The following is a 13,891-nucleotide window of genomic DNA, read 5'->3' as shown; positions in this document are numbered from 1 at the left end:
AGGGCGCACCACTTTCCAGAGGCATCGGGGCCATGCGCGGTCCGGGGTGCCTGAGAGGTTGACGGAGAGGTATTGCTCCTTCGGCGTCCGTGACTGGCCGTCACGGAACTCTCCCGCACAAGGGCGATGCCCCGACAGCTTAGCCGATCTTGCGGTCGCGGCTCTTTCGCCGGGAAGCCAGTTCGTCCTCGGGGGCGGCGATCGACTCGCCGCCGTCGGCGCGTTCGCCCGGGAAGTCGGCGATGGCGCCGGTCAGTTCCCGCATGGCACCCGAGACCGCGATACCGAACACACCCTGACCACCCTGGAGGAGGTCGACGACCTCTTCGGCGGAGGTGCACTCGTAGACGGTGGTGCCGTCGGAGAACAGCGTGATGTTGGCCAGATCCTGCACACCGCGCTGACGCAGATGATCGACCGCGACGCGGATGTTGTGCAGGGAGATGCCGGTGTCGAGCAGGCGCTTGACGATCTTCAGGACCAAGATGTCCTTGAAGGAGTACAACCGCTGGCTGCCGGAACCGGCCGCACCGCGGATGGAGGGCACCACCAGCGAGGTGCGGGCCCAGTAGTCGAGCTGGCGGTAGGTGATACCCGCGATCTGGCAGGCGCTCGGACCGCGGTAGCCGACCAGCTCATCCGGTACCGAATCATCCGGGAACAGGCCACCCTGCACGGGTTCGCTGACGCTGCCGCTCACCGCCGGCACGGGGTCGCCACTGGTGGACAGATCCAACTCCCCCTGATGTGGCGTGCGTGGCGTGTCGCCCACAATCCATCCTCTCCGCCGATCGATTCCGGCCCCATGACCTGCACAGCGTCACGTTTGCCCAGTTTCGAATGTGTCGAGCATACGCTCAACACGCTCCTGTCACTGCTCGTCGTGTCAAAGTATGGCTGCCCGTTTCGCAGTCGGCCCACACACGGCCCGCGTGTCGACGTCACGAGACGTATCCGTGATCTGGGCGACTCGCATGTGCCTCACCGACTTAGCGGGCGGCGACCCGGTGCGACGTCACAATGACACCGTGATACCCCGTGGGGTATCACGGAGATATGCCCGTTTTCCCGCACCACTCACCGTCGGCCGCGTTCGGTGTCCAGCCATGAGCGGGGTCACCGCGCCTCTCGGAGTTGCTCTGCCGATCGGAGCCGCCTTCGGCATGGTCGCCGGGCTCTGGGGAATCGGTAACCCTGAGACCGTCATTCGCGCCGCCCGGTTGGTCGACCGGTTGTTACTGGGCTGCTTCTTGTTCGTCACGGCGGTGGGCGCGGTAGTGCTCTACGGCCTGTACGCACTGGGAGTGCCCATGCACTTCGCGCCGAAGCCGCTCTACGTCTTCGGTGTCATCGCAGGTGGCGTGCTGTTCGGCGCCGGGGCGGCGATCAGCGGGTACTTCCCGGGCACCGCGCTGATCGCGCTGGGCGAAGGTCGGCGAGACGCGCTGGCCGCGATCCCCGGCGGGTTGCTCGGAGCGGCGGCGTGGACGGCGCTGTTCGGAACACCGGTCGGCCAGTGGCTGACGACGACCGCGAACTACGGCGGCCTGGTCGCGGGCGGATACCTGAACGCGCAGGCCACCGGCCGAATGCTGGCGGTCGCGGTCGGCTACGCGGCGCTGGCCTTCATGCTGCTGAAGTATCTGCCGCGGTTTCGCGGGGGGCAGCGGTGTTGCCTTCGTGAGCTCGGCGGGGCGACGCCCTCCGCATTCGAGCGCCGCATGATGCGCGACACCATCGCCTATCTCTACGAGGGCACGAAAGAACGGCCGGGCCGTCGCAGGCCGTGGTTCGAGCGGGTCTACCGCGCTCAGGTGGCGCACCCGGCCTTCTTCACCCGCACGATCGCCGTGGTCGCCACGGGCGTGGCCGCGCTCGTGGTGTTGTCGATATTTCTGCGCCAGCCGTTCGGCCAGTCCACCACCTACTCGTGGGTGGTCGGCGAGTTGTTCATGCCCCACTTCGCGTACTCACACCAGGTGATCCGCAGTATCGGCTGGGAACCGCTCAGCGACCTCGGAGTTCTGATCGGGGCCTTCCTCACGGCCAGGTTCCTCAGCGGCCGGTTCACCGCGTTCCGGCCGGTCGTCCCGCCGTCCTGGCGACACCGTTTCGGGCCGGGGCGCACCACGCGAGCGGCCGCGGTGTTCGTCGGCTCGTTCCTGACGCTGTTCGGCGCCAGGATGGCCGGCGGATGCACGAGCGGACACACCCTCAGCGGCGGTATCCAACTGTCGGTGAGCGCCTGGCTGTTCACCGCCTCGATGCTCGCGGCGATGGTCATCACCGCCCGACTCGTCTACCGGAATGCGGACTGGTCGATCACCCCGGAGACAGAAGACCACGCCGTGGGCAGCACGACCGGGTCCTAGGGAGTGCCTGGGTGGCGCTTAGGTGGCCTTGAAGTCGTCGGGCGACACGCTGTCGAGGAACTCCTTGAACTTCTCGACCTCGTCCTCGCGCACCGCGCCGGTGGGCTCTTCGTCGCTCTCGTCCGGGATCAGCAGTCCGGCCTCGGCCAGCACGGCTTCCTCGACGTAGATCGGGACGCCCACCCGCAGCGCGATGGCCACCGAGTCCGAGGGACGCGCCGAGACCTTGATATCCCGATCGAAGATCAGGTCGGCGTAGAAGGTGCCCTCCTGCAGATCGACGATGCGCACCTCTTTGAGCGAATGCCCAAGCGCAGCAATCAGATCCCGGATCAGATCATGGGTGAGCGGTCGTGTCGGCTCCACGCCCTGCTGCTCGAGGGCGATGGCGGCCGCCTCGGACTGCCCGATCCAGATCGGCAGGTAACGGTCGCCATTGGACTCACGCAGCAGCAGCACAGGCTGATTCTGAGGTTGCTCAACGCGAATACCGACTACCCGAACCTCACCCATCTGCGTCTGCCCTCCATGACGATGTCGCCACCGAAAAGTCTAGTCCTCAGCGGTCGAGAACGTCGCGTACAGCCGACTTGATCAGCGACGTGTGCAACGTGATCGCGAGTGCGGCCACCTCGCGGGCCAGGTCATCGGCCCGGTCCCGGGCGCCCGCGTTACCCGCGGCTGCCACCGGACCCGCGATCTGCGCGATCAGATCGGACTGCCGGTCGGCGGCCGACCGGAAGGCCCGTAGATGCCGTGGCTCGACTCCGTAATCGGCCAAGGCCCGCGCGCACTGGGCGATCAGCACGGAGTGCTCGTCGAAGAAGCCCGCCGGTCCGGGCCGGATGATGCCGGCCGTCACCAGCGCCGCCAGCAGCGCGCCGTCCACTCCGGAGCGGGCCAGCAGATCCTCACGGCTGAGGCGGACCTGCGCCGGGGCGACCGCGGCGGCCACCTGTTCGGAATCGGCGGCGGTCGCCGCCTGCACGGCCACCGCCAAACGCGGTACCGCGTAAGCGGTTCCGCCCGAGGGCAGCTCACCGTCGGGCAGCGCGTCGAGCTGAGCCTTGATCACCTTCAGCGGCAGGTACTGATCCCGCTGCGCGGTCAGGATGAAGCGCAGGCGGGCGCAGTCGTATGCCGTGAACCGCCGGTACCCGGCCGCCGAGCGGTCCGGTGTGACCAGACCCTCGGCCTCAAGGAACCTGATCTTCGAGATGGTCACATCGGGGAAGTCGGGACGCAGCAGGTCGAGGACCGCTCCGATCGACATCCCGGTGAATCCCGGGTCCGGCTGGCTCATCTGCTCGTCGGGTGAGGGTCTCAGGCGTCGTCGGACTTGGGTCCGGTCAGGAACACCAGCCTGAACTTGCCGATCTGCACCTCGTCGCCGTTGGCCAGCACCGCCGAATCGACGGGCTCGCGGTTGACGTAGGTGCCGTTGAGGCTGCCGACGTCGACGACCTGGAACTCGCCGGTTTCCAGGCGGAACTCGGCATGGCGGCGGCTGACCGTCACGTCATCGAGGAAGATGTCGCTGTCGGGGTGGCGGCCCGCCGAGGTGGTGGGCTGGTCGAGCAGGAAGCGCGAGCCCGCATTGGGGCCGCGCTTGACGACCAGTAGCGCCGACCCGGCGGGAAGTCCCTCGACCCCCGACACCGAGCTGTCGCTGCTCGTCGCCGCCGGGGCATCCAGTTCGTTGAGGAAATCAGCGCGGAAAACCGAGGTCGTCTCCACGGTCACTTCGTCGGACGTCTGGTCGGCCCCGGTGTTGCTGTTCTCCGTCACCCGCTGCTCCTCTGCTGGCTGCTGTGGCGTGTTGCACGGTGGCCGGGCATTGCTTCCCAGCCGTCTCGCGTCGCGTCAAACTTCATTGTCGACCGTACCGCGCCGTGCGACCTGTTGGGTCCACCACGGCCGGATCCGGTCACGCGGACCCGGCCACGCCGATGTGTGCCTGTTGATGCCCGTCGGTCGTCTGGACCGACGGGCGAAACCCTAACAACTCGCTACTCGGACACGTTGCTTCGGTAGGCATCCGCGTCGAGCAACTCGGCCAAACCGCTGGCCAGAGCGGCGGCGTCGACCTCGAGTTCGACCAGCCAGCCGGCGCCGTAGGGATCGGAGTTGACCAGCTCGGGGCTGCCCTCCAGGTCGCCGTTCACCGCAACGACTTTCGCGGTCAGCGGGGCGTAGAGATCCGACAGTGATTTGGTCGACTCGACCTCACCGAAAGACTCGCCCGCGGTCACGTCGGCGCCGACCTCGGGCAGCTGCACGAAGACGACGTCACCGAGCGCCGACTGCGCGTAGTCGGTGATCCCGACCCGGACGGTGGTGTCACCGGTGCGCTGCACCCACTCGTGCTCGGTCGTGTACTGCAGGTCGGCTGGGATGTCGCTCACGGCGCTCCTTCGGTGCGGGCTGGTGGCGGGTACTGCTTATTTGACTGGCTGAGCGTATTGGCGTGGTTTCGGTTGTCGCAAGGCGGTCACGTCGACACGGTCGGATTGGGCGACCGTCATGGTGCCACCGACCCGCTCCACGCTGTCAATCGCGCCACCCGGAATGTTCAGCGCGGCGGCCAGGGTCGGTGGATCACCAATGGCCAGAACCGAATACGGCGGGTTCACGGTGGCGCTGTCGATGATCAACGCCCCGGGCGCTCCCACTACCCAGGTGTCCACACCCACCCGCACCGGTCCGTTTCCCGCCTGCCCCCCGCCGCCGACCTGCATGGCCTCGGCACCCGCGGCCCGTAGTTCGTTGATCACGTCGAGCATGGTTTCCGGTGACACACCGCGTGCTGCGTCGTCGATGGTGATGCTCACACCGGGCCCGGTCGCGGCCACCGTGCCGATGAGGATGGACAGCGCCGCCAGCCGCGCCTGCGCGTTCTCGATGGCGGCCTGATCGCTGCTACCGGAGGCCTGCAACGACGACAGCGTCCGCTGCAGATCGCCGACCTCGGTGTTCAGTGCGGCCTCGCGCTGTTGCAGAGAATCGAGCAGCACCAGCAGATCCGCGGGCCGCGCCGTTTCCAAGGAATCACCCGACTCCGTCTGGCGCACCTGGGTGACAATCGCCACACCGAGGAGCAGCACCAGCAGCGCGGCCAGCGCACCGAACATCCGTTGCGAGCGGGTGCGGCGTCTGGGCGGCTCGGCACCGGGCGCCCGCTCGTGGCGTCCGTGTTCGGGTTGCTCGGCCGCCACGGTCATGCCCCGAACAGCCGGCGCCGCAGCGCGGCCGCATTGCCGAAGATGCGGATACCGAGCACCACGATGATCGCGGTGGACAGCTGGGTACCGACGCCGAGTTGATCACCGACGAAGACGATGAGCGCGGCCACCAGCACGTTGAACACGAACGACACGACGAACACCTTCGCGTCGAAGATCCGCTCCAGATAGGCGCGCATACCACCGAACACCGCGTCCAGCGCCGCCACCACCGCGATGGGCAGATACGGCTGGATCGCTTCCGGCACGCTGGGGTGGAACACCAGGCCCAGCACGATGCCGACGGCGAGTGCGGCGATTCCGATCATGGCTGTCCCTGGTTCGATCGCATGGCTTGCTGCTGCTCATTCTTTCTCAGGCCCAACTTTCTAGGGCCCAATCTGCTTGGCGAAGCGGAGCTCTCGGACCGAGCTGGCTGCGACGGTGAGCGCTTCTCCGGTACTGACCGTAACGCCGACACCGTAGGACTTCTCCAGCAACGCGAGTCGCTGCCGGCCCGCGCTGTGACCGAACGCCTCCTGCATCGCATGCGGCGGTCCGATCGCGATGACGGTATACGGGCTGCCGATGGGCTGGTTGTCGACCAGGATGCCGCCGCCGGCCTGCCGAATGGTGACGTTCGGCCCGATCCGCACACCCCCCACCGCGATCGCTTCGGCACCGCTGACCCACAGCGAGTTCACCACCAGTTGCAGATCGCGGTCCAGGATGACCTGCCGGCTGCCCGCGACCCGCTGCTTGGACACATCGGTGAGGTCGCGGGACACGCCCGGATCGGTGACGACCACCGTCACACCCGGTCCGATGACCGGGGTCGCGGCCGCCGCGAACGAATCCCGGTCCAGGTCGGCGAGCAGCGCGCGGCCACGCTCGTCACCGGCCAGCCGGCTGCGACGCTCCCCCTCCACCCGCGAGGTGAGCGCGTCACGGCCGGCGGCCAGTGCGTCGGTACGGGATTCGGCGGCCCGGACGCTGCCGGAGAGGACCTGCTGGGCGGCCCGATTCGCCGGGGCCGCCGTCTGTGCCTGCGCCACCGCCACGGCGAACACCGTCGCCACGCCCAGACCGGCCAGCAACTGCCACGCCCAGTCCATCCGGCGGGTGCCGCCCTCGGCGCGCCGGCGGGCGGCCGCCGCGTAACCGGGGTCGAGATGATCCGACAGCAGCGACCGCAGCAGTGAGGGAACCGGGATGCGTTGCGGCGCACCCGCTTCGTGGGTGTTGAGCCCCACGTGCGGCTCATACCCGCCGAGCGAGCGCGACGCCTCAGCCACGCCGGACCACCAGGACGACCTGGAACAGGTAGAGCACGGCCGACCACAGGTACAGGGCCATTCCCCAGATCAGGAAGGCCCATCCGATGGCCAGGATCACCCGGCTCCACAAGGCGTCGAACTGGCCGAGCAGCACCAGCGGAAAGCCCGACATGAGGGCGAAGGTGGCCGCCTTGCCGATATAGGTGACCGGCAGGGCGGTGAGACCGTGCCGGCGCAGCACCGGCAAGGTCGCGGCCAGCATCAGGTCGCGGCCGATGAGCGTGACGACGAACCACCAGGGCACCACGCCGGCCGCGGCCAAGGCCAGTGGCGTCACCAGCATGTAGATGCGGTCCACCGCGGGGTCGAGCAACTCCCCCAGCCGCGACGACTGGTTGTCGAACAGGCGGGCGATCTTGCCGTCGGCCCAGTCGGAGAAGCCGCTGAACATCAGGACCGCCACCGCGAATCCATTGGCGTGAAGCACCAGAAGCAGGTACAGGAACACCGGCACGAGGGCCAACCGCAGCACGCTCAGGGCGTTCGGGATCGTCAGTACCCGGTCCGAGCCTGCCGGCTGGGCGCCTTCCCGGGTCGCTTCACCGTCCCCCGCACGCGGGAGGTGCCCCTTGCCCTCCGGTGCCCCCATGCGCCAAACCTAGCGGAACACGCCAGGCAGGCTGAGCGCCGACATGGCGTTATCCGCCAGTGGGTCATCGTGAACCATGTACGTCCACGTCGAGGTCGGCCGGGCCAGCTTGGACAGGTCGAGACCGACATCGCCGCCGACGATGTCTGCGGTGTCGAACGTCTGCTGGGCGGCCTCGATCGCGTCGGCAGCAAGCGACGCGAACGCGTCGACCGCCATGCGGTGGAACTCGTCGAGCGGACTCTGGTTGCCCAGCGCGCGCAGGCTGATGCTCTCCCGGATATCGGCCAGATACGCCAGGTGGTCGGCCCAGCCGCGGTCCAGGTGGTACAGCATGATCAGCCGGGCGATCTCCTCCAGCCGCTCCTCCGACACCTGCTCGGCGATCTCCTGATAACGCTTGGGTGAGCGCTCGGCGAGCTCCTCGCGGGCGGCCGCCGTCCGCAGCAGCGTGTCGCGCCGGTCCACCAGGATGGCCCGCTGCTGCGCGGTCAGCTGGTTGTAGCGCCACGTATTGGCATGCAGGTCAAGCAGTTTGCCCTCGGCGATACGCTGTGCGTGGTCGAGCAGCGCGGCGGCCTTGGGGCTGGTGATCCGGCCGCTCTCATCGATCTGCAGCGGCAGCTTGTTCGGTTCCAGATGGGCGACCACCACATCGTCCTCCCAGCTGGCGAAGAACACCGACGACCCCGGGTCGCCCTGGCGCCCGGCGCGCCCGCGCAGCTGGTTGTCCAGCCGCTCGGTGTAGTGCCTGCCGGTGCCGATCACGTGCAGCCCGCCGAGTTCGGCGACCGGATCGTGTTCGGATTCGTCGGAACCGCCGAGGCGGATATCGGTACCGCGGCCGGCCATCTGAGTCGACACGGTCACCGTGTTCAAGGTGCCGGCCTCGGCGATGACGGCCGCCTCCTCGGCGTCGTTCTTGGCGTTCAGGACGACGGCGGGCACCCCGGCCTTCACCAGCCGCTCGTGCAGCTCCTCGGATTCGGCGACGTCGCGGGTGCCCACCAGGATGGGCTGGCCCGTCGCGTGCACCTCGGTGATGTGTTCCACCACGGCGTCGTTCTTGGCCGCGGCGGTGATGTACACCCGATCCGACTCGTCCTCACGGATGTTGGGGGTGTTCGGCGGAATCGGTGACACACCCAGCTTGTAGAACTGGCGCAGCTGCTCGCCGGCCGCCAGGGCGGTACCGGTCATCCCGCACACCGTCGGGTAGCGGTTGATCAGCGCCTGCACCGTGATGGTGTCCAGCACCTCACCCGTCTCGGTGATCTCGATGCCCTCCTTGGCCTCGACCGCCGCCTGCAACCCGTCGGGCCAGCGCTGCAGCGAGGCGATCCGCCCGCGCGACGCGTTGATCAGGTGCACGGCCTTGTCCCGCACGATGTAGTGCACATCGCGCTCGAGCAGCACGTGCGCGTGCAGAGCGACGTTCACTTCGGTGAGCGTGCTGCCGACATGGTGCTCGGAATACAGGTCGATACCGCCGAGGGAGGCCTCCAGCTTGCGGGCGCCGGCATCGGTGAGCTGGACGTTGCGCCGTTCGGCGTCGGTCTCGTAGTCGACACCGGACTTCAGCTCGCCGACCAGCCGGATGATCTCCAGGCGCGGGGTCTCGCGGTGCGAGGTGCCGGCCAGCACCAGCGGCACCAGCGCCTCGTCGACCAGCACCGAGTCGGCCTCGTCGATCAGTGCCACGTCCGGACTGGGCGACACCAGGTCGTCGACGGAGGTCACCAGTTGGTCGCGCAGCACGTCGAACCCGATCTCGTTGACCGAGCCGTAGGTGACATCGCAGGCGTAGGCCTCACGGCGCTGCTCGGGCGTGGAGTCGGCGGTGAGCCAGCCGACCGTCAGGCCCATCGCCTCCAGCAGGGGGCCCATCCACTCGGCGTCGCGGCGGGCCAGGTAGTCGTTGACGGAGATGACGTGCACCTTGCGGCCTGCGATGGCGTACCCGGCCGCGGCGATGGCACCGGCCAGCGTCTTGCCCTCACCGGTGGCCATCTCCACCACATCGCCGGCCAGCATGCGCAACGCCCCGAGCAGCTGCACGTCGAACGGACGCAGCGCGATCGCCCGTTCACCCGCTTCCCTGGCGATGGCCAGGAACTGCGGGATGTCGGAGGATTCCGCGAGCTCGTCCAGATTCAGCAGGCCGGCAGCCTTGCGCAGCTGCTCGTCGTCGAGGCCCGCGGCCTTCTCCTCGAAGCTCTCCGACGCGCGGACCAGCGTCATCGACTTGGCCTGGTCCTTGTCGGTGCTGGCGCCCAACAGCTTCCAGAACCGGTTACTCAGTCGTCCCGACTTCGGAATGGCGGTCTTCGGGGTCTTAGCACTCACACGCACAGTCATACGGTACGCGGGCCTCCTGTCGGTGCGGACACGGCGCCACCTGCGGCGCTGGGGCCGCCGCGCGCGGTAATTTCACCCGATGGACGGGGTATTGCTCGGCCCGGCGATCGACTGGAGCACCGAATTCCTCCGTTCGTTGCTGTGGATCTGCAACGCCGCGGCGATCTCCGCGGTGAGCCTGCTGGTGGTCGCTGCGCTCCTCGGCCGGACCTGTGAATGGGGTCGGCAGTTCTGGCGCGTCACCGGCGCCTACTTCACCGGACCCGGGCGCCTGCGGGTGTGGCTGGTGCTGGCCGCCCTGCTGGTCTCAACGGTCACGGCGGTGCGGATCAACATCCTGCTGAGCTACTACACCAACGACCTGTTCACCTCGCTGCAGCAGGCGTTCCGGGCCGACGGATCGGCCGAGACCGGGGTGCACGGTTTCTGGGCGGCGATGCTGATCTTCGCGATCCTGGCGTCGTTGTACGTGGCGCGGTTCTTCCTCGACCTGTACCTCACCCAGCGTTTCCTCATCGGCTGGCGGGTGTGGCTCACCCGGCGCACCCTCGGCGACTGGCTCGACGGGCATGCCTACTATCGGTGCCGTTTCAACCGGGATCCCGACGGACGCGCCGACAATCCGGATCAGCGCATCCAGGCCGATGTCGACATCGTGACGACCGGTTCCCGGGAACCGAACAACCCGACCTTCGGATCCGGGCACATGCTCGTCTTCGGTGCGGTCGAGGCGCTGCTGACGGTGGTGTCGTTCGGGGTGATCCTGTGGGGCCTGTCCGGCCCACTGACCGTGCTGGGCGTGACGGTGCCGCGGGCGCTGTTCTGGGTGGTGATCGGCTACGTGGCGCTGGCGACGCTGGTGGCCTTCGTCATCGGCCGGCCACTGATCCGGCTGAGCTTCCTCAACGAGGTCCGCAACGCGGGTTTCCGCTACGCGATGATCCGGATGAGGGAGGCCGGCGCGGCCGTAAGCCTGTACCGCGGGGAGGACGCCGAACGCGAGGCCCTGGTCGGGCGGCTGGGCTCGGTGATCGACAACTACCGCCACTGGCTGCACCGCAGCATGCTGTTCCTCGGCTGGAACGTGTCGGTGAGCCAGGCCATCAACCCGCTGCCCTATATCGTGCAGGCGCAACGCCTGTTCGCCGGTGAGATCTCGTTCGGCGATGTCATGCAGTCGGCGACCGCGTTCCACGCCGTGCACGACGCGCTGTCGTTCTTCCGCAACGCCTACGACGAGTTCGCCGGGTTCCGGGCGGCGCTCATGCGGCTGGACGGGTTGCACGACGCCAACGCCCGGGCGCGGGCGCTGCCGGTGCTGCCCCGCACGGGCGCATCCGCCGGGGCGAGCGAAGCGACGGGAGATCGATCCGGGGCGAGCGAAGCGACGGGAAATAGACCCGCCGGGCTGCGGCTGCACCATGTCGACGTGCGCACCCCGGCGGGCGAACCGCTGATCGGCGGCATCGATCTGAGCCTCGACCCCGGCGACTGGCTGGTGATCACCGGCCCGTCGGGCTGCGGGAAGACCGCCCTGTTGCAGAGCCTGGCGGGGCTGTGGCCCTACACGTCGGGCCGGGTGGACTTCCCGGCCGGCGAGACGATGTTCGTCCCGCAGACGCCGTACCTTCCGCTGGGATCGCTGCGCACCGTGCTGTGTTATCCCCGGCTTGCCGGGACCAGCCCCGACGACCAGATCCAGCGGGTGCTGCTCAAGGTGGCGCTGCCGCAACTGGTCATCAGGCTCGGCGAGGTGGCCGACTGGGCCCGCACGCTGTCCCCCGGCGAGCAGCAGCGCATCGCCTTCGCCCGAGTGCTGCTGACCCGCCCGGATGTGGTGTTCCTCGACGAGGCCAGCTCGGCGCTCGACGAGGGTCTGGAGCTCACGCTCTATCAATTGCTGCGCACCGAGCTGCCGGGCGCCACGGTGGTGAGCGTGAGTCACCGCCGCAGCGTCGAACGGTTCCACGGCCACCGGCTGGAGCTGCTCGGCGGCGGGCGGTGGAAAACCGGCCGGCTCGTAACGAGCTGACCACCTATAAGCAGCCCGGCCAGGGTTGTGCGGGTACCTTGCCGGGATGGAGATGTTCACCCCATCGCTGGATTGGGGCGCCGAGCTACCGAAGTCACTGTGGTGGATCGCCACCGTCTGGGTGTACACCGCGATACCGACGCTGATCATCCTCACGCTGATCGGCCGGTTCACCACCTGGGGCCGACAGTTCTGGCGGATCACCGGCGGATACTTCACCGGCCGCGAAAGCGTCGTGGTGTGGGTGTGGTTGTCGGGAATTCTGCTCTCGGTGATCATCGGCGTGCGCCTGGACGTGCTGCTCAGCTATCAGGGCAACGACATGATGAGCGCCGCCCAGACCGCCTTCGAAGGCATCGGCGGGGGCGATCAGGCCGTCAAGGACTCGGGTGTGAGCGGTTTCTGGTGGGCCTGGGCGCATTTCGCCGTGCTGGCAACGGTGCACGTGACGCGCATGATGCTCGACCTGTTCGTGACACAGCGGTTCCTGATCCGGTGGCGCGCCTGGCTCACCGATCACCTCACCGGTGACTGGCTCGACGGCAAGGCGTACTACCGCAGCAGATTCATCGACGACACCATCGACAACCCGGATCAGCGTATCCAGTCCGATATCGACGTCTTCACCAACGGCGCGGGCCCCCTGCCGGCCAATCCGAACACCCTGAGCGCGAACATGTTGCTGTTCGGTGCCATCGAGGCCATCGTGAGCGTCGCGTCGTTCGCGGTCATCCTGTGGAATCTGTCCGGCGAGCTCACGATGTTCGACGTCACCCTGCCCAGGGCGATGTTCTGGATCGCCATCGTCTACGTCGTGGTCGCCACCATCGTCGCGTTCTGGATCGGTCGGCCCCTCATCCAGTTGACCTTCAACAACGAGAAGTTCAACGCCGCCTTCCGGTACGCCCTGGTGCGACTGCGCGACGCCGCCGAATCGGTGGCCTTCTACCGTGGCGAGAACGCCGAGCGGGTGCAACTGCGGCAGCGATTCGCCCCGATCGTGACGAACTACAAACGCTTCATCAACCGCTCGGTGAAGTTCTACGGCTGGAACGTCTCGATCAGCCAGATCATCGTGCCGCTGCCGTGGATCGTCCAGGCCCCGCGGATGTTCGCCGGCCAGATCAAACTGGGTGACATCTCGCAGACCTCCTCGGCCTTCAGCCAGATCCAGGGCGGGCTGTCGTACTTCCGCAACACCTATGACCAGTTCGCCGGGTGGCGGGCGTCGATCATCCGTCTGCACGGACTGGTGATCGCCAACGAGGAGGGTCGGGCGCTGCCCGAACTGACGGTCGAGCCGAGCCGGGACTGCCTGGTCGAACTCGACAACGTCGAGGTGCGCACCCCCCTGGGTGATCCCCTGGTCCAGGATCTGAACCTGCGCCTGGAAAGCGGTGACACGCTCATCGTCACCGGCCGCTCGGGGTCGGGTAAGACGACGCTGCTGCGCAGCCTGGCGCAGCTGTGGCCGTTCACCACGGGCACCTTCCGGTACCCGCAGGCCGGCCACGAGACCATGTTCCTGTCCCAGATGCCGTATGTGCCGCTGGGCGATCTGCGTGCGGTGGTGTCCTATCCGCAGGAGCCCGGCAGCATCCCCGACGAGCGGCTGCACTGGGCCTTGAACAAGGTGTCGCTGCCGCAGTGCTCCAAGCGACTGGGTGAGGTCGCCGACTGGGTGAAGGTGCTCTCCCCCGGTGAGCAGCAGCGGATCGCGTTCGCGCGGGTGCTGCTGACCCGGCCGCGCGCGGTGTTCCTCGACGAGGCCACCTCGGCTCTCGACGAGGGCTTGGAGTACACGATGTACGACCTGGTGCGCAAGGAGCTGCCGGAGACCATTCTGGTGAGCGTCACACACCGCAGCACCGTGGGCCAGCACCACGAGAAGTACCTGCATCTGCACGGCGGCGGGCGTTGGTCCCTCGGCGATATGGACGAAGCGGTCGAAGACGAAGTCAGCCCCGTCTGAGGACCGCGGT

General features: G+C 67.8%; 13 protein-coding genes and 1 riboswitch. Of the genes, 3 read left to right on the top strand and 10 right to left on the bottom strand.

Features of this window, described 5'->3' with window-relative positions:
* Window positions 1–27 precede the first annotated feature (27 nt).
* Window positions 28–126, bottom strand: a riboswitch (glycine riboswitch).
* A 13-nt stretch (window positions 127–139) separates the two neighbouring features.
* On the bottom strand, window positions 140–772 hold the full coding sequence (locus tag QN239_RS16375; RefSeq protein ID WP_090360913.1) for a MerR family transcriptional regulator: 633 nt from the start codon (window positions 770–772) through the stop codon (window positions 140–142).
* 334 nt (window positions 773–1,106) lie between these two features.
* Here QN239_RS16375 and QN239_RS16370 point away from each other — a divergent pair, with 334 nt between their 5' ends.
* Window positions 1,107–2,372, top strand: coding sequence for a YeeE/YedE thiosulfate transporter family protein (locus QN239_RS16370; RefSeq protein WP_499011906.1), 1,266 nt, complete (start codon window positions 1,107–1,109; stop codon window positions 2,370–2,372).
* Window positions 2,373–2,390: 18 nt separating this feature from the next.
* On the opposite strand, the gene QN239_RS16365 is transcribed toward QN239_RS16370, so the two are convergent.
* The 9 genes from QN239_RS16365 to secA2 all read right to left on the bottom strand — a co-directional run bounded on the left by QN239_RS16365 (window position 2,391) and on the right by secA2 (window position 9,865).
* Window positions 2,391–2,885: a bifunctional nuclease family protein gene (locus QN239_RS16365; protein ID WP_090360918.1), complete on the bottom strand. Its 495-nt coding sequence runs from the start codon at window positions 2,883–2,885 to the stop codon at window positions 2,391–2,393.
* A 46-nt stretch (window positions 2,886–2,931) separates the two neighbouring features.
* Entirely contained in the window at window positions 2,932–3,675 is a 744-nt protein-coding gene (gene ftsR / locus QN239_RS16360) for a transcriptional regulator FtsR (protein ID WP_170847374.1), read from the bottom strand.
* A 20-nt stretch (window positions 3,676–3,695) separates the two neighbouring features.
* Entirely contained in the window at window positions 3,696–4,160 is a 465-nt protein-coding gene (gene garA, locus QN239_RS16355) for a glycogen accumulation regulator GarA (RefSeq protein ID WP_090360921.1), read from the bottom strand.
* A gap of 221 nt (window positions 4,161–4,381) precedes the next feature.
* Entirely contained in the window at window positions 4,382–4,777 is a 396-nt protein-coding gene (gene gcvH, locus QN239_RS16350; protein WP_090360924.1) for a glycine cleavage system protein GcvH, read from the bottom strand.
* Window positions 4,778–4,813: 36 nt separating this feature from the next.
* Window positions 4,814–5,593, bottom strand: coding sequence for a DUF881 domain-containing protein (locus tag QN239_RS16345; protein ID WP_499011901.1), 780 nt, complete (start codon window positions 5,591–5,593; stop codon window positions 4,814–4,816).
* On the bottom strand, window positions 5,590–5,922 hold the full coding sequence (locus tag QN239_RS16340; RefSeq protein WP_090360930.1) for a small basic family protein: 333 nt from the start codon (window positions 5,920–5,922) through the stop codon (window positions 5,590–5,592). The genes QN239_RS16345 and QN239_RS16340 overlap by 4 nt, the downstream gene beginning before the upstream one ends.
* Window positions 5,923–5,982: 60 nt before the next feature.
* On the bottom strand, window positions 5,983–6,888 hold the full coding sequence (locus QN239_RS16335; protein WP_499011898.1) for a DUF881 domain-containing protein: 906 nt from the start codon (window positions 6,886–6,888) through the stop codon (window positions 5,983–5,985).
* Window positions 6,881–7,519 (bottom strand): CDP-alcohol phosphatidyltransferase family protein, encoded by a 639-nt coding sequence (locus tag QN239_RS16330; RefSeq protein WP_499011895.1) that lies wholly within the window; start codon window positions 7,517–7,519, stop codon window positions 6,881–6,883. The genes QN239_RS16335 and QN239_RS16330 overlap by 8 nt, the downstream gene beginning before the upstream one ends.
* 9 nt (window positions 7,520–7,528) lie before the next feature.
* Window positions 7,529–9,865, bottom strand: coding sequence for an accessory Sec system translocase SecA2 (gene secA2, locus QN239_RS16325; RefSeq protein ID WP_499016818.1), 2,337 nt, complete (start codon window positions 9,863–9,865; stop codon window positions 7,529–7,531).
* A gap of 91 nt (window positions 9,866–9,956) precedes the next feature.
* Here secA2 and QN239_RS16320 point away from each other — a divergent pair, with 91 nt between their 5' ends.
* Together QN239_RS16320 and QN239_RS16315 are read left to right on the top strand one after the other, a co-directional pair.
* A complete protein-coding gene (locus QN239_RS16320; RefSeq protein ID WP_499011893.1) occupies window positions 9,957–11,909 on the top strand; it encodes an ABC transporter ATP-binding protein/permease in 1,953 nt (650 codons plus the stop codon).
* Between the two features lie 46 nt (window positions 11,910–11,955).
* Complete coding sequence (locus QN239_RS16315; RefSeq protein ID WP_499011890.1) at window positions 11,956–13,881, top strand: ABC transporter ATP-binding protein/permease; 1,926 nt, start codon at window positions 11,956–11,958, stop codon at window positions 13,879–13,881.
* Window positions 13,882–13,891: the final 10 nt, after the last annotated feature.

Origin of the sequence: Mycolicibacterium sp. Y3 (genome assembly GCF_051188035.1) — a bacterium.
Lineage (GTDB): Bacteria > Actinomycetota > Actinomycetes > Mycobacteriales > Mycobacteriaceae > Mycobacterium > Mycobacterium fluoranthenivorans.
The sequence above is the reverse complement of the archived record's forward strand: the minus strand, read 5'-3'. Positions and strand labels throughout refer to the sequence as shown.